Below are 21,563 nucleotides of genomic sequence, written 5' to 3'. Positions count from 1 at the left end.
TCTCATTTAGGATGGAGTATCCACGAGCATACTATTTTGGATAATCTGGATATTCCATTCTGATAAAGCGACACAAGGAATTAATCGAAGACAATCGGCACAAGTTAATGATAACTGAAAAACAAACCGAGCTTGCGAGCTCATCGAAGATAATTATTTACATATGAATAAGCTCACTATAATTGGTTCTGGTAATATTGGTTTTTCCCTTGCAAAGGGATTGGTAAGCACTGGGTACTACCGCCCAGAGGAAATTGTGTTAACAAGACGTTCTATTGCTGCTCTAGAAGAGGAGAGATCTCTTGGTTTTGGAACAAGTAGCAATAATAAGGAAGCTATTCAAGGTGCAGAAATAATCGTATTATCAGTACTCCCGCAACAGATTAAAAAAGTGATGGAGGAAATCTCAGGAAGCCTTAGTAAAGGTCAGCTTGTTGTTTCGGTAGCATCGGGTGTTTCATGTCAGGATGTTAAAGCAATATTGGGGGAGGATTGTACTGTGGTACGTGCCATGCCAAATACGGCGATTGCGATAGGGCAGTCTATGACTTGTATTGCTACAGATAATGCCCCAGCCGACGCTATAGCTAAGGTAGAGCGTATTTTTGAGTCTGTAGGTTCGGTAGTCGTGATTAATGAAGATCTTATGACATCCGCGACAGCGTTATGTGCTTGCGGGATTGCTTTTTTTCTAAGAGCGATACGCGCTGCTTCTCAAGGAGGTGTTGAAATTGGCTTTCATGCACATGATGCCTTAAAGATGGCTGTTCAGACAGCCAAGGGAGCGGCAGATTTATTATTACAGACGAATAACCATCCGGAGAGTGAGATTGATAAGGTGACTTCTCCAAAAGGTTGTACTATAGCTGGATTAAATGAGATGGAGCATAATGGCTTCAGTTCAGCCTTTATAAAAGGAATTAAGCTTTCAGCTCTAAAGGCAGGTGGTTTATATAATGAATAGTAATTTAGCGTTATTGACTGACGATAGCATTGAACTGTTGTCGAAAATGATATCTATTCCTTCTTTTAGTAAGGAGGAGGCGGATACGGCTACGCTATTAAGCAATTTTCTAGAAACTCGAGGGGTATCCAGTATTGAACGTATCGGGAATAACGTGATTGCTTACAATAAATTTTTCGATAAAGATAAGCCGACTATTTTACTAAACTCCCATCATGATACGGTCAAGCCAAATCCTGGTTACACTAACGATCCATTTTCACCACTCCGTGAGGGAGGAAAGCTATATGGATTAGGTAGTAATGATGCGGGTGGATGCTTAGTTTCCTTGATAGCGACATTTCTATATTTTTATAATACTGAAGATTTAAGGTACAACCTGTGTTTAATTGCTTCAGCAGAAGAAGAGATTTCTGGTAAAAAAGGGATTGAGGAGGCTTATAGGCATATTGTTCCCTGCGATTTTGCAATTGTTGGTGAACCTACATTGCTGGATTTAGCGATTGCCGAGAAAGGACTGATGGTCTTGGATTGTGTAGCACATGGGGAATCAGGCCATGCGGCACGTGAAGAAGGAGTCAATGCGATTTATAATGCTATTGAGGATATAAATTGGTTTAAATCCTATCAGTTTTCGAAGCAGTCTCAGTTTTTGGGGCCTATTAAGATGTCTGTGACAATGATTGATGCAGGTACGCAGCATAATGTGGTACCTGCAACATGTAGATACGTTGTAGATGTGCGGACTACCGATGTTTATCAGAACGAAGAAGTTTTAGCTATTATCCGTGAGAACATCAAATCGCAAGTGGCAGCGAGATCCACGCGTTTAAATCCGTCGACAATAGCTGTGGACCATCCTATCGTTAAAGCAGGGTTGAAGTTTGGAAAAAAAATATATGGTAGCCCAACCATGAGCGATCAGGCATTGTTGCCGATTCCCTCCTTGAAAGTTGGACCAGGGGATTCGGCGCGATCTCATGCTGCCGACGAGTTTATATATGAAGATGAAATTGCTGCTGGAATCGATTTTTATATACAGTTGTTGAAAGAGGTTATTCTTTAGCTTTTCTCGACTATACTATAAGAACAACAGCGAGCCTATGACTCGCTGTTGTTTTTTATAGCTTTACATATTCTCTTGATTAAGAGATTGTTTATATATAGCTTTTTTTCGTTGTGTCCGCTTAGCTACAGATTTTTTTTCATAAGCCTGGCGGGCACGTAGTTCCTTTAACACACCTGTATTACTGAACTTTTTCTTAAAGCGCTTAAGTGCGCGGTCTAAAGATTCGCCTTCTTTGACGTTAACAATGATCATTTACGATTATACCTCCTTTCTTTCCCTTTAAATGATGAACTAAGAATATACTGTTTTGCTTTGACATTTGCAAATAATCTGGCTGTTCTTAGCAGTTTTAGATTCTTCAATGGAAAATTGTTTTTTTCAGTGCTAGCTGTTCATTTTTTGGTTTTAGTGAAAAAGGGAACTTAAATCAGGTTGTCTGGTATAAGGAAAGCTAGATATGGTGTTCACCACGAATAAATTGCGTAAAAAAAGCACGCACTAGATATAGTGCGTGCCCTATAAGGATGTCCAATAAGGACTAAATTTTAGAATCTATGATAACTGATCTAACAGGTTATTCCAGCTCACTAAGTCTCCGATTATAGTTCTTAGTTGGTCGATAGCGACACGTTCCTGCTCCATGCTGTCACGGTGACGGATTGTGACGGTGTTGTCTTCTAGTGTTTGATGATCCACGGTAATACAATAAGGTGTTCCTATTGCATCTTGGCGACGGTAGCGTTTACCAATGGCATCTTTTTCATCATACTGCATATTGAAGTCTAACTTCAATTTGTTCATGATTTCTCTTGCTTTTTCTGGAAGACCGTCTTTTTTAGTCAAAGGGAATATTGCTGCTTTGACAGGAGCTATTGCAGGGTGGAATTTTAATACCACTCTAGAGTCTTGTTTCTCTTCTGTAGATAGATCTTCATGTACCAGTGAATTAGCGAATACCGTTAGGAATAAACGATCTAATCCTACAGATGTTTCTACAACATAAGGAATGTAGTTCTGATTTATTTCTGGGTCGAAATATTGCATCTTCTTCTTGGAGAACTCCTGGTGTTGTTTTAGATCGAAATCTGTACGGGAGTGTATTCCTTCTACTTCTTTAAAACCAAAAGGGAAATCATACTCGATATCAACTGCCGCGTTAGCATAGTGCGCTAATTTAACGTGATCGTGGTAACGGTATTTGGCAGGATCTGAACCTAAGGCCAAATGCCACTTTAAGCGTGTCTCTTTCCATTTTTCATACCATTCCAGTTCTGTACCAGGACGTACGAAAAATTGAAGCTCCATCTGTTCAAATTCACGCATACGCATGATAAATTGACGGGCAATAACTTCATTACGGAAAGCTTTACCAATTTGCGCGATACCAAAAGGAACTTTCATTCTTCCTGTCTTTTGGACATTGAGAAAGTTTACAAAGATACCCTGTGCGGTTTCAGGACGTAGATATACTTGTTCAGCGCCGTCTGCCATAGCTCCCATCTGGGTAGCAAACATAAGGTTGAATTGTCTGACATCAGTCCAGTTTTTAGTTCCAGAGATAGGACAGACGATATTATGCTCTTCAATTATAGTTTTCAAACGCGCTAGATCATCGTTGTTCAGTGCGTCATCAAGATCTTTCTGGAGCTGTGCGGCTTTATCCGATTTACCGTCTTTTTCATAACGGTCGATTTTGTCTTCGATAAGCTGATCTGCACGGTACCGTTTTTTGGAGTCTTTATTATCAATCATCGGATCGTTAAATCCATCGACGTGTCCAGAGGCTTTCCATATTGTAGGGTGCATAAATATAGCAGAGTCTATACCTACTATATTCTCATTTAATTGCACCATGGATTTCCACCAGTAGGTCTTTAGGTTGTTCTTTAACTCAGAACCTAGCTGACCATAATCATACACCGCACTAAGGCCATCATAGATCTCACTCGACTGGAATACGAAACCGTACTCTTTGGCATGTGATACTATATTTTTAAATAAATCGTCTGTTTGCTTGCTCATAAGGCGCAAATATATAAAAGATTAAACTAATATAAATCAAGAATCTGCTGAGAAGCATTCTTGTTATCCACTTTCTTGATGATATGTTCTATTTTTCCGTTTTCGTCAATAACGAAGGTAGTTCGGGCTGTTCCCATGTACTTTTTGCCATACATGTTTTTCTCTACCCACACCCCATAATCATTGACAATCTTCTGATCTTCATCGGCCAGCAAATTGAAAGGAAGTTCAAATTTACTAATGAACTTTTGGTGAGACTGTTCACTATCGATACTTACCCCCAATATTTCGAACCCTTTTCCCAAGAGGGATTGATAGTTGTCTCGAAAGTTGCAGGCTTCGGTAGTACAGCCTGGTGTGTTATCTTTTGGGTAAAAATATAAAATGACCTTTTTTCCACTGTAGTCGGACAGGTTTATCATTTCTCCACTTTGATTCTTCGCATGAATCGCGGGTGCTTGATCTCCAGTTTTCAATTCTGACATGTCGTATATATTAAATAGGCTAACCACCTAAATTATGAAATCTTATTTAATAAAACTAGCCTCGTAGACCTTTTCATTGTCCTTCCAATCCCGAACAACGAGTTTGAAGCTATGTGTTCCTTTTGTTAGAGCAGCATCAAATGTGTGCCATAGATGTCTATTCTTGGAGTCGTACTCCATTAGTACCCATTTGTCGTCGATATAGCCATTAAATGATTGTATTCCGGAGAAATTGTCTGTTATAGTAAAATCAATCTTTCGTTGCGCTGCAATATTCTTTCCCGAAGTCAGATTGCGCGGAGTAATTACGGGAGCGATCGTGTCTACAGCAACGTAGAAGTTCCCAAAATTACGGGTATTGACCGATACCCAACCATTTTCAAAACCTCCGCCCTCTGCTCCGTTTTCTAACGATGCTATTAAGGCTTTACTTTGTAGGTGTGTAGGTAAGATAGTCGGTTTTATAGCCAGATTGTAAGATTGGAATACAGGAATAAGATTATTATGAATCTTGTGCACCATAGAGTATCCATTGGCAGGAGTTGACGCTGTACCGTATTCGAAATCCAAATCATCATAGAGTACTTTTAAGGGGATGTTGACTTTTACGTCATTACGCTCAAAGGAATTGACTTTGTCATATTTAAAGAATTGTGTTCCAGTAGCTTTATAAGCTACTTTTTTTGTGCTTCCTGTGCTTTCAATTTTAAAATTCAGTTCACTACTGTTACCCGCAACATCTTTCACAACATATTTCGCATCATATACCTTTTTTTCCTGAAGTTCAAACCCTCTCTTTTCAGGAAGTGTTTTGAAGATTTCTATAGGATTTCCAGGATCCTTAAAGCTTTTTTGGATTTTTACTTTTGTTTTTTTCCAATAGGGGTAATCAATATAAGAGTGTATGCCCCGGGAGCTATTAAAGTCCAATTCCTCAAACACCACCGTTGATACAGTTTTCCCGTCAATCAGCAACTCAATAGAATAAACTCCATTTTGAAAACCACCAGCCCTATGTCTATTGACAGCGCTGATTCCGAGACCAAATTGTCCATCGACCAATAATGGGGTGTTTTGAGTCAGGGTATATTCTCCAGCTCGCACAGCCTTCACCGCTAGAGACTTTCGTGGTGTATGTTCGTTGAATAAAGAATTATTCAAATCGTACAGCATGATACTATTAATTGTAGGCTTGAAGTTGTCGGTAAATTTTAAACCAAACAATTGAGGATTTAAAGGATTCTGGCTCTTGGTATCCCTTATTTCAAAATGAAGATGCGGACCTCCAGATCCCCCTGAGTTACCAGCACGACCAATTAATAGGCCTTTGCTCATGACAACTTGATTCCTATTTAAGGTTATATCTACATCAAAGCGTTGTTGTTTATATTGTTCTGCTCGTACAATATTCGTCAATACTTCGTTGAAATCCTCCATATGTAGATATACAGACGTGTACCCATTAGGGTGATCGATGTAGACCGAATTTCCGCCTCCACCTATCTGCACACGTACACGGGATACATAACCCTCAGCTGCGGCATGCAATGGTAGTCCTGTCCTTTGTTGTGTACGGTAGTCATCTCCGGCATGAAAGTGTGTCGATCGCAATTCGCCGAATGTACCTGAGGCATCCATTGCGATGTTCAATGGGTTTCGAAAATAGCCTTGTGGATAGTTACGCGATGTAATGATATCCTTATTCTGGCCAATAGATATGCTTGCCTGCAAAAGCAGGAGTAGAATCAGATACGGTATTTTTCTCATGCTATTTATTTGATATGTGTAGAGAACATCGGTCTGTCTTCTATAAATCCTTCTAGTTTGTCTCCAATGATTACCGGGCCTACGCCAGCAGGGGTTCCTGTGTATATTAAATCACCTTTGCGTAGAGTAATGTATCCAGATATAAATGTTATTAAGGTGTCGATGTCGAAAATCATGTCAGCCGTATTACCGGACTGTACCACTTCACCATTTTTGGTTAAGGAGAATTTAATGGCACTCAGGTCCTCAAATTCCTCTTTTGGTATAAGTGGACTTACTACAGCCGAGTGGTCAAAGGCTTTTGCGAGTTCCCAAGGTAGCCCTTTTGACTTGAGTTGTGTTTGTAAGTCACGTGCCGTAAAGTCAATACCAAGACCAATGGCATCATAGTATTTATGAGCAAATTTTTTAGAAACGTGTTTGCCTTCATTACATATACGGACGACAAGTTCACACTCATAGTGAATATCTTTTGAAAACTCAGGAATATAAAAGTCTTTGTTGTCTTTGAGTACCGCGGTATCAGGTTTTAAAAATATGACAGGTTGATCGGGTACAGGATTGTCTAATTCTTTGGCATGATCAATATAGTTACGGCCTACTGCTATTATTTTCATATATATAGTATTTATGCTCTGTCGGTTGGCAGATCGATTTGTACTTTGTTGTTATAAACTTGTTTCGATTATTTTTTCTAAAGCTCTTTTCTCTATAGTTTCCTTGGCAAGGATAGCTGATATGACGTTATATTTTTTTATTAAGGATGGTATGTTTACTATTTCGCAGTCGTTTGTGTTTGCTATCATGCGCATATTATTTTACAAGTTGGCATGTGTTACCGATATTTAGTTATCGGGTATTTCACATTACAATTAATGTATATTTTTTAGAACATCTATTTAAACAAACTTAACCAAAAATGATTTTATATCCAATAGAAGCTTCTTGGGGTAACATTTTCTGATTTGTAAGTTTAGAGAAGTGTATTAAACTCTATTTGCTAAAACGTTTTTCTGATAAAAATACTTAAATTAGATTCTACGTTTCAATATTATGAATAGAAGAACAGCAATAAAACAACTCTTTATCGTAGCAGGGGGGCTTATGATCGCGTCTTCCTGTAATGGAGGGGGCGATAGTGCGTCTATTGAGCTACGGCATGTCAAACTGTCTGCTGACGACGAAGCGCTTATCGGTGATTTAGTCGAAGCTATTATTCCGAAGACCGATTCGCCAGGAGCAAAGGATTTGAATCTACATCTTTTTGTAATGAAGATGTTGGACGATTGTCATAGCCCCGAAGATCAAGAGGCTTTTATCAATGGATTGGAACAAGCTCGGAAAGCGGATTTGAAAACCGAAGTCGAGCGCTTAGCTTATTTACAGACATTAAAGGAAGATGTTTTCTTCAGTATCCTAAAAAAGCGAACATTGCAGGGGTATCTCAACTCGGAGTATGTCATGAAAAATAAGTTAGTTTACGAATTAGTTCCCGGTCGTTACGATGGAGCTGTAAAAGTTATTGTATAGAAAATATGGCAAACCTAAATATAGATTCGGAGAAAGATAGAACCTACGATGCTATTGTAATTGGTTCAGGTATCAGTGGCGGCTGGTCTGCAAAAGAGCTTTGCGAAAGAGGCTTGAAAACGTTGGTCTTAGAACGTGGGAGGGACGTCAAACATATCAAGGATTACCCTACGACCAATATGTACCCTTGGGAGTTTGAACACCGTAATGAGCTACCTTACCAAGTGAAGCAAGAGAACCCTATCGTGAGCAAGTGTTATGCTTTTCATGAGGATGCGGCTCATTTTTTCGTAAAGGACAAAGAGCATCCTTATATTCAGGATAAGCCTTTCGATTGGATTAGGGGATATCAAGTCGGAGGGAAATCCCTTTTATGGGCTAGACAGACACAGCGTTGGTCTGACTTTGATTTCGAAGGGCCTGCCCGTGATGGGTTTGCCGTAGATTGGCCCATCCGTTACGCGGATTTAAAGTCTTGGTATGATCATGTGGAGCGATTTGCAGGTATTGCAGGAGATAGAGATGGCCTGCCCGAATTGCCCGATGGCGAGTTCTTACCTGGTTATCCGCTCAATGTCGTAGAAAAGTATTTTAAGCAGTCCATTGAAGGGAAATACCCTGGCCGAAAGGTCATATCAGCTCGATGTGCTCATATATCCCAACCACAACCGATACATATTCAACAGGGGAGGACACAGTGTCAGAACCGCACACTTTGTCAAAGAGGCTGTCCTTTTGGAGGATATTTTAGTTCCAATTCATCAACATTGCCCTGGGCTGCAAAAACCGGTAAAATGACTTTACGGCCAGACTCCGTTGTGCATTCTATTCTATATGATGAGGGCAAGGGGCGTGCCATAGGTGTTAAAGTAATCGATCGTAATACAAAAGAGGAAATCGAGTTCTATGCTCGAATAATTTTTGTAAATGCTGCCGCGATAAATACCAACCTGATACTCTTAAATTCGACTTCTAATCGCTTCCCGAATGGTTTGGGCAATGATAGTGAGACCTTAGGCAAGTATGTAGCTTTTCACAATTATAACGCACGTGTTTATGCTGAGTACGAGGGATTGTTAGATTTCAAGACCGAGGGACGTAATCCTGCTGGAGGAGGATATATACCACGTTTCCGTAATCTACACGAGCAAGAGACAGATTATTTGCGTGGATATGCTGCTGGTTTTGGAGCATGGCGGTCTGAATCGGCAGATCAATCTGGACTGGGAAAGGACTTGAAGACTTCCTTGTTAAATCCAAAGCTAGGTAATTGGGGGGTTGGATCCCACATGATGGGAGAGACTATTCCAAAAGCGGAGAGTTACGTCGCATTGGATAAAGATAAAAAGGACGATTGGGGAGTCCCATTACTAAAGATTTCGATAGATTACGATGAGAATGATCATAAGATGAAAAAAGATTATCTTGACACAATGGAAGAGATGTTCAAGGTCGCTGGCTTTAGTAATATCCGGAGAGATGAAGCTTGGCAGGCTCCTGGCCTGGACATCCATGAGATGGGTGGTGTACGTATGGGGCATGATGCGAAGACCTCTGTCTTGAATAAATGGAATCAAATGCATGCAGTGCCAAATGTGTTTGTGACAGACGGAGCCTGTATGACGTCTACTTCGACACAGAACCCTTCTTTGACCTATATGGCCTTTTCCGCTCGATCTGTTGATTACGCTGTCAGTGAGATGAAAAAAGGAAATCTATAACTATTTTTTATATAAGAAAAGGCCTCGATCTAGATCGAGGCCTTTCTTTTATAGGGATAAACGACGGTTAGATATTTACTGTCGCATCCATTTCAAAATCTTCATGTTTTAGATGAACGATTTCCATCGATTTCTCATAGTTTGTTGATTTCTTCGAGAAGAAGTCGTGTTGTGTTGTTTCCGTATTTAATCCGTTCAATACAATAGGGTTAACCTGTTTTACTTCAAAAATAGGATCAAAACCAAGGTTCATCAATGCTTTGTTTCCGTTGTAGCGAACGTATTCTTTTACTTCAGAAGTCAATCCTACCACCGTATAAAGCTCTTCTGTATACTTGATTTCGTTTTCATAAAGCTCGTTAAGAAGATTTAAGAAACGTTGTTTTACTTCTTCTTTGTTTGGCAATTTTGCAAATACTTCTTGCGCCATCAGCCCGACAAATACACCGTGTATGGATTCGTCAGCAACGATTTTTTTAATAATATCTGCAGAAGCGACCATTTGTCCCTGTCCACATAACCATAGTGGTAAAAAGAAGCCTGAGTAAAATAGGAAAGATTCCAACAGAACAGAGGCAGCCAAGGCCATAAATAGCTCCTCATCTGTAGGATTTTGCTTGTCTATACCACGATAGTAACTATCAATAGTATTCGCTTTAAACTGTAAGAACTTGTTCTGCGATACCCAACCAAATACATCATTGATTTCATTGGTCGTAGATACCGTAGTGAATATGGTCGAGTATGACTTGGCATGTATTGCTTCCATCATACACATATATGAAAGCACTGCTTTATTCTGTAACGAGTCGATATGGTCTATAATCTTAGGCATACCGGTATGACTTTGTAATGTATCCAACAAAGTCAATCCTCCAAGTGCCTTTTTATAACACTCTTTCATGTCCCAGCTTAAGCCTTTCCAGCTATCGATGTCTTTGGAGGGGATATATTCGGTGTCAATCCAGAACTGTTTGATATTCTGCTCCCAGAACATGAGGGCATAATCATTATCAGGTGTATTCCAGTTGACGGCTGTAAATTGTTTGTTCATGTACTAATTAAAAAGTAAGAATTATCAACGATGAGCTCGCTAAAGCTCGGTTAAAAGGTAAAAATCAGGAGAAGTGTTATTCAAAAATTCTCCTGACTTATATGTATTATCTCAATTCTGATGTCTATTAAGCTGAACAAGAGATACACTCTTCGATGGTTGATTTTCGGGTACGTGTATAGTATAATGATTTCAGACCTAATTTATGTGCATAGATATAATACTTTGCCAAATCGCGTGTACTATCCTTTGAGTTCGTATGAAGAATTGTAGAGACCCCTTGATCGATGTGACGTTGAATAACTGAAATCAGCTTCAAAACCTTCATTTGATCCATGTCGTATGCCGATTTGAAATAGAAATAATTATCATTGGTCAAATATGGCATCGGATAATAAGTCGTACTATCTCCATATTCGCGCACCTCAATGATGTCCACAATAGGCATCACAGAAGCAGTCGCGTTCATAATGTATGAAGTAGACTGGTTCGGAGCAATTGCTAAACGATATGCATGGTATATTCCATGTTCAGCAACCTGTGCTTTCAGATTTTGCCAATCCTCGATAGTAGGCACATGTATGCCGTCGAAGAGTTCTTTCACCTTGTCGGTTGTCGGAAGATAATCTCTATTTAGATATTTGTCAAAATAGGTTCCATCTGCGTATGCTGATTTCTCAAAACCGACGAATGTTCTACCACGTTCTTTTGCAATCTCCATAGATGCTTCTAACGAGTAGTAATTCATCATCATGAAAAAGGTATTTGCAAAGTCTAACGCTTCATGTGATTCATACATGATGAAGCTCTTTGCTAAGAATCCATGTAGATTCATGGCTCCTAAACCTACCGAGTGCAATTCACGGTTTGCTTTAGCAATTGAAGGAACCATCTCGATATCCGTTACATCTGTTACTACCGTAAGTGCACGCATCGCTGTTTTTACAGTTTCTTTTATACGTTTATTGTCCATTACAGTCGCTATGTTCAATGAGCCGAGGTTACAAGATATACCATAACGGATAGTATCCTCTTTGCCATAGATATTGATATCAGATACTTCAGATATCTGCATGATTTCTGTACATAGGTTAGAGAATTTAACTTTACCTAAGCCATTCAAAGCATGCTCTTTATTCGTGTTTTCTTTGAAGAAAATGTAAGGGTACCCCGACTCTTTTTGTGTCTGGGCAATCTTTACCAGCATGTGACGCGCGTTGATTTTCTTTTTCTTTACATTCGGATTTGTAATCAACTCATCGTACATCAAGTCCATATCCATTTCATCTAGATATTGACCGTACTCTTGTACTACCGTGTGCGGGTAGATCAAATATGCCGGCTCGTCTTTTTCTGCAAGTTCCATAAACTTATCTGGTATGATAATACCTATAGAAAGTGATTTGATACGTACTTTCTCGTCTACGTTTATCTTTTTACAGTCTAAGAACTCTTCAATATCCGAGTGGAAGATATTTAGGTATACAGCACCCGCACCAGGACGTTGTCCCAATTGGTTAGCGTAGGAGAAAGTATCCTCCATGATTTTCATGATTGGCAATACACCTCCAGCCCGTCCATCAACACCTTTTATCGCTTCACTACGGCCACGTATTTTTGAGATATTGAAGGAAACGCCTCCTCCTATAGAAGATAATTTCATTGCCGAATCAACAGCATAGCCTATACCATTCAAGTTGTCTCCGATTTCATCCAAGAAACAAGAAACCAATTCGCCAGAGCGTTTTTTTCCAGCATTCAAGAAAGTCGGGGTAGCAGGCTGATATTCTTGATTGATCATGATTTCAGCGTATTCGATTGCTTTTTTTACGCCTTCTTCGCGAGCTAAAAACAACGAAACAGCCACAACACGGTCTTCGTAACGTTCTAAGAATTTTTCACCCGAATCATCCCTTAATGCATAACTTTGGAAAAATTTAAATGCTGCCATAAAGGACTCGAAACGGAATTTTTTGGCATATACATAGTTAAATACCTCTTCCATTTCTTCGAATGTAAACCATTGATAGAAATTTATGTAGTAGTTATGTTCTACTAAATAATCTATTTTCTCCTTTAAATTATAGAAGAAAACAGTGTTTTTGTTTACATATTCCAGGAAATAAGCTCGCACAGCCTCTTTATCTTTGTGAAGGCTATACTCGTCATCATGTTTGATCATGATTTCGTTATTAAGCAATATCCAGTTTTTTGCTACCTCGTTTGCTATCATAGTATTGATTCTTAATAATTTCTATAAATTGATTTATATCTTCCATTGTCCCCGATAGTTCAAATTTGAATGCTAACGGAATTTCATACATCGCAGCGGCTTTATCCGCAGCTACTGCAAAGTTTCTACCCCAGTTACGGTTGCCGCTAGAAGTCACAGAAAACAATCTGCTACTATTTTGCGTAAGGAACTCTTCCGTCAGAGGCGGAATTTTTCCAAAGTTGGTCGTAAAAGTGATAAGGTGCCCCGATTCTTCAATAAGCATATCTTTTTGAATCTTGGTGGCTTGCCATCCGGTTATTTGCACAACTTTGTCGATAAAGCGTTGCACATTTCCGGTTTTGCTGTCAAAATATAAATGTATCATAACCTTGCTTTTTTATGATGACTTTTATTTATTACTGTGCAATAGCGTTTTCTAATTCTTGTGGATTAAATCCTATAATGCGATGTTTTATTTCTTCACCATCCAAAACAATAACCGTAGGGACGGTGCGGACTTTAAACTTAACAGCCAGCTCAGGGGAATCAAACGGATTAACTCTTTCGTACGAAATACCCTTTCTATCTAAGTAAGCCGACACTTGATCGCATGGAGCGCAATCGTTTTTCTCGAATTTGATGATTCTTGCCATGTTATTATGTAAGTTTGGTCGTAAACAGTTCCCTTCATAGTGGAGACAAGTTTACCGAAGTGTAAAAAAAACGCTGATTATTGAAGAGCGACACTCTCAACAAGAACAAATATCTTACATTTTAATCCGGAGAGGTAGTCATACTTTTCCACACTCAAAGTGGAAAGACGCCCAAAATGCTCGTGGTAGCGCGGTTGTTTTACTAAATTACTGTTATACAGCTATTAATCTATGTTGATAACTTTAAAATTGCTTTTGTAAACTTAAATCTACAAGTCTAAACAGTATGTTTTTTAGGTATTTTTAATGTCAAAAAACAGATGAAAATAGTGTTGATATCAAGAAAATTATGTATATTATATGTCCTGTTTTTTAGAAGTACAAATAAGAATCATTAAGTTTACAAACCAGTATGTATTATGATGAAAATACCTAATTTATTTTTAATGAACCCTTACCGTAATTTTATTTCACGCTTAGTAGCAGTTATGTTGCTTGCGCCCATGTTGGGCTCATTATCTAAAGGATATGCACAGGAGAATGTTACTTTTCAGCAACCATCCTCCGAGATCCTGGCATTGGCGGACTATCAGCGCCCTCCCGCTATTAAATTGAGCCCAGATAAAAAATGGTTACTATTCATGTATAGACCTACCTACAAAACATTAGACGAGCTGGGCCAAGAAGAGTTACGGCTTGCCGGATTAAGGATAAACGCAAAGGCAAGTATATCAAGTACAGAGACCTATTTTGATAATCTTCGATTGAAATCCGTAGACGGAGGTCAAGAGCATGCTGTAACCGGATTACCTGCTCATGCCTTAATCGCTAATTTAACATACTCTTCCGATAGTAAGCATATCGCTTTTACGCATACTAATGATACAGGTCTTTCTTTATGGGTGATTGATGTGGAGACACAGGTTGCGAGGCAATTGACAGACTATGTGTTGAATGCCATCCTAGATGCACCCTACCAGTGGATTCGTAATACGGATCAACTACTGATTAGCAGGCGTCCTGCTGTTGTTAAGAACTTGGTTGATCATAGTAAAGATCTGCCTCAAGGTCCCGTGGTGTCTACTAGTGATGGAAAGGTATCGCAGCTGCGTACCTATCAGGATTTGCTGAAAAATCCGCAGGATGAACAAGATTTCGAAACACTATCTACGTCTGAGCTGGTTTGGTTGAATTTGAAAGGTGAGCAGCGTATGTTCTTGCCTGCAGCGATGTATACAGAGCGTACCGTTTCACCCGATGGAAAGTATGTTTTGGTTTCCAAACTTCGGAAGCCTTTTTCTTATCTTGTAGGCTATAATTCCTTTCCTCAAGAAACCTTTGTGTATGACTTGGAAGGTAAATTGATAAAAAAAGTTAATGATATACCGTTGTTGGAGATAATGCCAAAGGGATTTTCATCCACACGGACGGGAAAACGATCTTTAGTTTGGCGCCAGGACAAGCCAGCAAGCTTATTCTTTGTGGAAGCTTTGGATGGGGGCGACGCCAACAAGGCAACCGAATTCAGAGACGAACTTTTCGTTTGGGATTTCCCATTTGAGAGAGAGCCTACATCACTGATGAAGATTAAGGATCGCTTTTCTGGAATTGTATGGGGGGATGATAATTATGCACTAGTTTCCTCACAGTGGTATGATACCCGGAATGTTAAAACTTTTCTCCTGAATCCAACAACGGGCAAAAGTCAGGTGATAGCTGATCGGAATAGACAAGACGTGTACTCCGACCCAGGGAATGTCTTTCGTGATAAAAACGATTTCGGTACCTACACCATGTATATTCACAAAGACAAGGCCTATTTCGTAGGGGATGGTTTTACACAAAATGGTGAGTTTCCATTTATAGACGAACTCAATCTTAAGACCCTAAAGAAGAATAGACTTTATGTCGCTAAAGAGTCTGAGCTTCAAGAACGCATATCTCAGGTTATTGATATTGCTAAAGGAGATATTTTAATCTCTTTGCAATCTGCCACAGAATACCCGAATTTCTACCGCAAGAATATTAAGACCGGTAAACAGGTCGCGGTAACTAATATCGAAAATCCATTCAAAGCGCTGGAGAAGGTTCATAAAGAGGTGTTGAATTATAAGCGGAAAGATGGAGTCGCGCTTTCTGGTACATTATATCTTCCAGCGGGCTATGATAGAAACGGGCAGGAAAAGCTTCCTTTACTTATCTGGGCTTATCCGCGCGAGTATAAAGACAAGAATACTGCAGGACAAAGCACAGCCAATCCCAAAGAGTTTACGTTTCCTAGCTACGGTTCTTTCATTTATTGGGTATCTAAGGGATATGCAGTCTTAGATAATGCTGCGTTCCCAATTGTCGGAGAAGGTACACAGGAGCCCAATGATACGTTCATACCACAGCTTGTCGCAAATGCGGAGGCAGCTATTGATGCTGTCGATAAGTTAGGGTATATCGATCGTAAAAAGGTCGCTGTTGGAGGGCATTCGTACGGCGCGTTTATGACCGCTCACTTGCTTTCCAATTCAAATCTTTTTGCTGCTGGCATTGTCCGGTCTGGTGCCTATAATCGGACATTAACGCCATTTGGTTTCCAGAGCGAACAACGTAATTTCTGGGATGATCCACAGCTTTATATGACGATGTCACCTTTTATGAGCGCCGATCGTATGAAGACGCCAATGCTTTTGGTACATGGCGCTGCGGACAATAATCCGGGAACTTTTACTTTGCAGACTGAACGCTACTTCCAAGCGCTGAAAAATCTTGGTGCGCCAGTGCGGATGGTTATCTTACCGCGCGAGTCACATGGCTATGCTGCTAAGGAGAATATTTTCCACCTCCTGTGGGAACAGGATCAATTTTTAGAGAAACATCTAAAAGGGAAATAATAAGAAACAAAGAAGGCTGTCGTACGACAGCCTTCTTTGTTTCTTATACCAAATACTCGAAAAGTGTTTGATCTTTATTGATTTCTATGAAGTCAAATTTATAGGCTTTTAATTTCTCAATGAATGTGGTGTAATCTTTAGGGTCATTAAGTTCAATACCTATTAATGCCGGACCGCGTTCTCGTTCTGTTTTTTTGATATATTCAAAACGGGTGATATCATCTTTAGGACCCAGTACTTCAGTGACGAGCAGTCGCAATGCACCAGGTCGCTGTGGAAAGCGTACGATAAAATAATGCTTAAATCCTTCGTACAATAAAGACATCTCCTTGATCTCGCTCATTCTATCGATATCATTATTCCCCCCAGATACGATACAGACGACTTTTTTTCCTTTTATCTCCTCTTTATGGAATTCCAATGCTGCAATAGATAATGCACCTGCGGGTTCTACTACAATTGCGTCCTTATTATATAACTCCAATATTGTCGTACATACTTTTCCTTCTGGAATAGACTTCAGACCATCGAGTAGTTGACTTGTGATTTCATAATTTAGTGCTCCTACTTTTTTTACGGCAGCGCCATCTACAAACTTGTTGATATGCTCTAACTCTATTGGACCATTATTTTGAATAGCCGCTTGCATGGATGGAGCTCCTTCAGGTTCTACACCGTAGACTTGAATATGAGGAGTATGCGTTTTGATATGGTACCCGATACCCGAAGACAGCCCCCCGCCACCGATAGGTAAGATGATTACGTCGGTTGTTGGCAGGTCCTCCAAGATTTCTACAGCGACCGTTCCTTGGCCTTCGATGACTTTAAGATCATCAAAAGGAGGGATAAAAGTCATGTTATGCTCCTTCGCATATTCCAATGCTCCCTTTTGACAATCGTCAAAAGTATCTCCTACCAAGACTATCTCAATATTCCCATTACCCCACATCTCAGTCTGTGTTATCTTTTGTCGTGGAGTAGGGCCAGGCATAAATATGACGCCTTTAATGTTGAGTCTTTTACAGGAAAAAGCAACCCCTTGTGCGTGGTTCCCCGCGCTTGCACAGACGACGCCCCGCGAGCGCTCTTCTTCTGTGAGACTACTGATTTTATTAAAAGCACCCCGTAGCTTATAGGATCTGACAACCTGTAGATCTTCTCTTTTCAAGTAGATATCAGCCCCATATTTTTCGGATAGATGAAGATTATATTGTAGCGGGGTCCGTGTGACGACCTCTTTTATTCTGTCTGTTGCAAGCTGGCTGTTTATAGCCAATGTAGATAAATCTAAGCTCATTGTTTTAAATTCGTTTGTTTAGGTGATTGTGTGTTAAAGAGCCAGATGTCGATAGGAGAGGCAAACGAGGGTTGACATGTCTAGCATGCAATCCTCGTCTGCCAGTCTATTCTATTTCATTAATGAGAGTAAATCCTCGTCATTGATGTCTTTTTTTGCATCTGCTAATGTTAGGAAACGTTCATAAGTGTTAGCTAACGCATCTTTATCGAGATGGTGTCCTAGACGTTCTAAGTGATGTTTCAGAGCATGGCGGCCTGAACGTGCTGTTAGGATAATGTCTGCTTCTTCCAATCCGACATCTTCAGGACGGATAATTTCATAGTTCTCACGGTGTTTTAAGAATCCATCTTGGTGTATGCCGGAGCTATGGGCAAAGGCATTGCGCCCTACAATAGCTTTATTAGGTTGTACAGGCATATTCATCATGTCCGATACCTTTCTCGATAGGTAGGTAAACATCTTACTGTTGATATTTGAAGTCAAGCCACCAAATGTTTGGTTGTGTACTTTTAATATCATAGCGACTTCTTCCAAAGAGGTATTTCCAGCACGTTCGCCAATACCATTGATGGTACATTCGACTTGACGGGCTCCGTTTTGGATTGCAGCTATAGAATTTGCAGTAGCGAGTCCAAGGTCGTTATGACAGTGCGCCGAAATGATAGCTTGATCGATGTTGCTGACATGCTCCGTCAGGTACTTAATCTTAGCACCATATTGGTCAGGTAGGCAGTAGCCGTTGGTATCTGGTATATTCACCACTGTGGCTCCAGCTCCAATAACTGCTTCTACCATTTTTGCTAAAAACTCCAAATCAGCACGGCCAGCATCTTCTGCATAAAATTCTACATCTTCTACATAAGACTTCGCGTGTTTTACCGCTGCGACTGCTCTTTCTAGGATTTCTTCGCGCGTACTGTTGAATTTATATTTGATATGCATATCCGAAGAGCCGATACCGGTATGGATACGGGGGCGCTTGGCAAACTTTAAAGCCTCTGCTGCGACATCTATATCATTTTTATTAGCACGGGTCAAAGCACAGATGATAACATCATTTACAGCCTTTGATAGCTCTACCACAGACTGAAAATCTCCAGGACTCGAAACCGGGAATCCAGCTTCTATAACATCTACCCCTAGGTTTTCCAGATCTTTAGCGATTTCTATTTTTTCTGTAGTTGTGAGCTGACAGCCCGGGACTTGCTCGCCATCTCTTAATGTGGTATCAAAAATGTATAAATGATTAGGATCGTGTAACATAATATTCAATTTATAAGTTAAAACTAAAAGGGCAAAAACCCGTTTATTTACTCCTGTTGCTTTGTTTTAGTGTATGTGAAAATTATATTTTACTTCAAGTGCTCCAATACTTTCTGACCCATTTCGTTCGTTCCTAAGATCTTGTCTTGAGGCGTGCTACTATTGGCTATGTCACCTGTCCTCCAGCCTGCTTTCAGCGTATCGGCGACAGCAGATGTGACCGCTTTTGCTTCATCCTGTAATCCGAATGCGATATCTAGCATTAGTGCGACCGAAAGAATAGAGGCCAATGGATTGGCTTTGTTCTGTCCTGCAATATCGTGTGCCGATCCATGTATAGGTTCGAAAAATCCAGTTCCATCACCAATTGAAGCAGAAGCGAGCATGCCCATAGAACCTGCTATCTGCGATGCTTCATCAGTCAGGATATCTCCAAATAGATTCGCTGTAAGTACTACATCGAATTTCTTTGGGTTTTTGACTAATTGCATTGCTGCATTATCAATAAACATGTGTTCTGTTTCTACATCTGGATATTCTGCTGCTATCTCTTGGACCACTTCTCTCCACAGACGGGATGTTTCTAAAACATTAGCCTTATCGACTGAACATAATTTTTTACTACGTGTACGTGCAGCTTCGTATGCTTTACGCGCGATACGTTCCACTTCATAGCGGTGGTAATTCATTAGATCTGAGGCAAAGGTATTGTCTTCATTGCGTTTCTTCTCGCCGAAGTATACATCCCCTGTCAATTCGCGGAAAAACAAAATATCCGTTCCACGTAGCACTTCTGGCTTTAAGCTGGAAGCATCCAATAGCTCATCAAATAATAATATAGGACGTAGGTTGGCATAGAGACCCAGCTCTTTACGTATTTTAAGTAATCCCTGTTCCGGGCGTACTTTTGCAGAAGGATCATTGTCATATTTAGCGTGACCTATAGCGCCAAAAAGAATGGCATCCGATGCTTTCGCTTTTTCCAATGTTTCGTTAGGAAGTGGATCGCCTGTTGCTTCTATTGCAGTATGTCCCATGATAGCTTCATCAAAAACAAATTCATGGTTATATTTTTGAGCAATACTTTCTAATACTTGTTTGCCCCAAGTTGTGACTTCTTGTCCAATTCCATCACCTGGAATAATTAGGATGTTTCTTTTCATTATACTATTCAACGTTTTCTAATATATCTTCTATGGCTTTAACTTTGCCTTTCTCTAATACAATTCTATGTTCGATGCACGAAGGGAGTAAGCTCTCATAATGCCCAACATAGATGAGGGTCTTACCATGATGGGCCAGTTCGTCGACGACATCGTTAAAATATTGGGTCTGCTCTGTATCTAATCCCTGACAAGGTTCGTCTAATACTAGCAGAGGAGGGTTCTTGATAATTGTTCGAGCCAGCAGGGCCAATCGTTGTTTGCCAAGAGGGAGCGTAACGAGTAGCTGGTCTTTAAACTCACTCAGCCCGAAAAAAGCTAATAATTCCTCTATTTTTTGTTTCTCATGAAATTTTACATCCACAAACCATCCAATGCTATCATAAAACCCAGATGCTATGGTATGCCATACCGTTGCATTCTGATCAAAGTACCAGTGCATTTCAGGTGAAATAATGCCTATCTTCTCTTTAATGTCCCAGATACTTTCGCCCGAGCCACGTTTGTTGTCAAAGAGGGAGATGTCCAATCCATAAGACTGAGGATGATCCCCATTAATCAAACTCAATAAAGTGGACTTGCCCGAGCCATTCGGTCCCTGCAATAACCACTTCTCACCAACTTTAACCTCCCACGACACATCCTTCAGAACCTCTTTCTCTCCATAGCGTATTGACACATTTTGGAGGCTAGCAATAGTCTTATAGGGAGCATCAGGCATTTTGGACAAGAAATCTGGAAGCTTCATTCGGCTTCTGCCTTTACTTCTTGACAGTTTGCCCGGATTTTCGACGTCATGGATTTGACCATCTACTATATGGGCAAAGCGGTTGATTGCTTGGGGAAGCTGTTGGTTATTACTGATCAGGATCAGCTGTACCCCCTCTTGGGCAAGGTCGTCCAACCAAGCATTCAAAGTGATTCTCGATTGTGCGTCTAGTCCAGTGTAGGGATCATCAATCAATAACAATTGCGGTTTTGACCACAATCCTTTGATGAGTTGTAGTTTTTTATGTTCGCCGCTAGATAATTCAATCAGCTGCGACTGTTTTGTGTCTTCAAAGCCAAATGCCTTGATGCGGTCTTGAATAGACGCAAGGTCTAATCCTTCCTGTCGGGCATAGTGCTCTAGTTCCGCTTGTACCGTCAGCGTATCTTGACCTTGATGTTTATTATAGCGCTGTTGGTAGTAGAAGTTGCGGTCACCTTCCAAGTTGGTAAACTGGTACCAACTCGAGATGTATATGGCTTTTGCCGGAAGTAGACTGTCAGAGTCAAAATTAATTTTGATATGTTCCTCTTCACCGTCTACTCCCGCGATTGCCTTTGCTAGTGTTGTTTTTCCCGATCCGCTTTCACCTCCAAGTAGGAGATGTTCTCCCTTATTCAATACCAAAGAAAGACCATTCAATACATTTTGAGTCTTGTATCGGATAGTCAATTGATGAATAGAGACAAAAGGTTCAGTCATATTG

At 40.2% G+C, this 21,563-nt stretch carries 18 protein-coding genes; 5 read left to right on the top strand and 13 right to left on the bottom strand.

Translation table 11 applies throughout. From position 1 onward, the window contains the following. Positions 1–163 precede the first annotated feature (163 nt). Positions 164–964 (top strand): pyrroline-5-carboxylate reductase, encoded by an 801-nt coding sequence (gene proC, locus CLV99_RS16810; protein ID WP_133585682.1) that lies wholly within the window; start codon positions 164–166, stop codon positions 962–964. Beyond that, entirely contained in the window at positions 957–2,030 is a 1,074-nt protein-coding gene (locus CLV99_RS16805) for a M20 family metallo-hydrolase (protein WP_133585681.1), read from the top strand. Before proC ends, CLV99_RS16805 begins: the two co-directional genes overlap by 8 nt. A 63-nt stretch (positions 2,031–2,093) precedes the next feature. Here CLV99_RS16805 and rpsU read toward each other — a convergent pair whose 3' ends face one another. The 5 genes from rpsU to CLV99_RS16780 form a co-directional block, all read right to left on the bottom strand. Continuing rightward, positions 2,094–2,285, bottom strand: coding sequence for a 30S ribosomal protein S21 (gene rpsU / locus CLV99_RS16800; protein ID WP_133585680.1), 192 nt, complete (start codon positions 2,283–2,285; stop codon positions 2,094–2,096). A gap of 300 nt (positions 2,286–2,585) precedes the next feature. Beyond that, positions 2,586–4,055: a glycine--tRNA ligase gene (locus CLV99_RS16795; protein WP_133585679.1), complete on the bottom strand. Its 1,470-nt coding sequence runs from the start codon at positions 4,053–4,055 to the stop codon at positions 2,586–2,588. 26 nt (positions 4,056–4,081) lie between these two features. After that, positions 4,082–4,540: a thioredoxin-dependent thiol peroxidase gene (gene bcp / locus CLV99_RS16790; protein ID WP_133585678.1), complete on the bottom strand. Its 459-nt coding sequence runs from the start codon at positions 4,538–4,540 to the stop codon at positions 4,082–4,084. A gap of 42 nt (positions 4,541–4,582) precedes the next feature. Next, positions 4,583–6,307, bottom strand: a complete 1,725-nt coding sequence (locus CLV99_RS16785; protein ID WP_133585677.1) for a M23 family metallopeptidase — start codon at positions 6,305–6,307, stop codon at positions 4,583–4,585. Between the two features lie 5 nt (positions 6,308–6,312). Further along, complete coding sequence (locus CLV99_RS16780; protein WP_133585676.1) at positions 6,313–6,924, bottom strand: fumarylacetoacetate hydrolase family protein; 612 nt, start codon at positions 6,922–6,924, stop codon at positions 6,313–6,315. Between the two features lie 436 nt (positions 6,925–7,360). On the opposite strand from CLV99_RS16780, the gene CLV99_RS16775 reads away from it, so the two are divergent. Together CLV99_RS16775 and CLV99_RS16770 are read left to right on the top strand one after the other, a co-directional pair. Next, complete coding sequence (locus CLV99_RS16775; RefSeq protein ID WP_133585675.1) at positions 7,361–7,837, top strand: gluconate 2-dehydrogenase subunit 3 family protein; 477 nt, start codon at positions 7,361–7,363, stop codon at positions 7,835–7,837. A 5-nt stretch (positions 7,838–7,842) separates the two neighbouring features. After that, positions 7,843–9,558 (top strand): GMC oxidoreductase, encoded by a 1,716-nt coding sequence (locus CLV99_RS16770; protein ID WP_133585674.1) that lies wholly within the window; start codon positions 7,843–7,845, stop codon positions 9,556–9,558. A gap of 67 nt (positions 9,559–9,625) precedes the next feature. On the opposite strand, the gene nrdF is transcribed toward CLV99_RS16770, so the two are convergent. The 4 genes from nrdF to CLV99_RS16750 form a co-directional block, all read right to left on the bottom strand. Then, positions 9,626–10,612, bottom strand: a complete 987-nt coding sequence (gene nrdF / locus CLV99_RS16765) for a class 1b ribonucleoside-diphosphate reductase subunit beta (RefSeq protein ID WP_133585673.1) — start codon at positions 10,610–10,612, stop codon at positions 9,626–9,628. Positions 10,613–10,739: 127 nt separating this feature from the next. Next, entirely contained in the window at positions 10,740–12,845 is a 2,106-nt protein-coding gene (gene nrdE / locus CLV99_RS16760; protein WP_133585672.1) for a class 1b ribonucleoside-diphosphate reductase subunit alpha, read from the bottom strand. After that, a complete protein-coding gene (gene nrdI / locus CLV99_RS16755) occupies positions 12,805–13,212 on the bottom strand; it encodes a class Ib ribonucleoside-diphosphate reductase assembly flavoprotein NrdI (protein WP_211348564.1) in 408 nt (135 codons plus the stop codon). The genes nrdE and nrdI overlap by 41 nt, the downstream gene beginning before the upstream one ends. A gap of 31 nt (positions 13,213–13,243) precedes the next feature. After that, positions 13,244–13,480, bottom strand: coding sequence for a glutaredoxin family protein (locus tag CLV99_RS16750; protein WP_133585671.1), 237 nt, complete (start codon positions 13,478–13,480; stop codon positions 13,244–13,246). Between the two features lie 419 nt (positions 13,481–13,899). On the opposite strand from CLV99_RS16750, the gene CLV99_RS16745 reads away from it, so the two are divergent. After that, positions 13,900–16,362 carry a S9 family peptidase gene (locus tag CLV99_RS16745; RefSeq protein ID WP_246032787.1) on the top strand — a complete coding sequence of 821 codons (2,463 nt, stop codon included), beginning with the start codon at positions 13,900–13,902 and terminating at the stop codon, positions 16,360–16,362. Between the two features lie 43 nt (positions 16,363–16,405). On the opposite strand, the gene ilvA is transcribed toward CLV99_RS16745, so the two are convergent. The 4 genes from ilvA to CLV99_RS16725 all read right to left on the bottom strand — a co-directional run bounded on the left by ilvA (position 16,406) and on the right by CLV99_RS16725 (position 21,559). After that, on the bottom strand, positions 16,406–17,659 hold the full coding sequence (ilvA, locus tag CLV99_RS16740) for a threonine ammonia-lyase IlvA (protein ID WP_133585670.1): 1,254 nt from the start codon (positions 17,657–17,659) through the stop codon (positions 16,406–16,408). Between the two features lie 111 nt (positions 17,660–17,770). Continuing rightward, on the bottom strand, positions 17,771–18,925 hold the full coding sequence (locus CLV99_RS16735) for a 2-isopropylmalate synthase (protein ID WP_133585669.1): 1,155 nt from the start codon (positions 18,923–18,925) through the stop codon (positions 17,771–17,773). 89 nt (positions 18,926–19,014) lie between these two features. Next, positions 19,015–20,088: a 3-isopropylmalate dehydrogenase gene (gene leuB / locus CLV99_RS16730; RefSeq protein WP_133585668.1), complete on the bottom strand. Its 1,074-nt coding sequence runs from the start codon at positions 20,086–20,088 to the stop codon at positions 19,015–19,017. Positions 20,089–20,092: 4 nt separating this feature from the next. Beyond that, positions 20,093–21,559: an ATP-binding cassette domain-containing protein gene (locus tag CLV99_RS16725; protein ID WP_133585667.1), complete on the bottom strand. Its 1,467-nt coding sequence runs from the start codon at positions 21,557–21,559 to the stop codon at positions 20,093–20,095. Between the last annotated feature and the right edge of the window lie 4 nt (positions 21,560–21,563).

The sequence above is a fragment of the Sphingobacterium yanglingense genome (assembly GCF_004363245.1).
Lineage (GTDB): Bacteria > Bacteroidota > Bacteroidia > Sphingobacteriales > Sphingobacteriaceae > Sphingobacterium > Sphingobacterium yanglingense.
The sequence above is the reverse complement of the archived record's forward strand: the minus strand, read 5'-3'. Positions and strand labels throughout refer to the sequence as shown.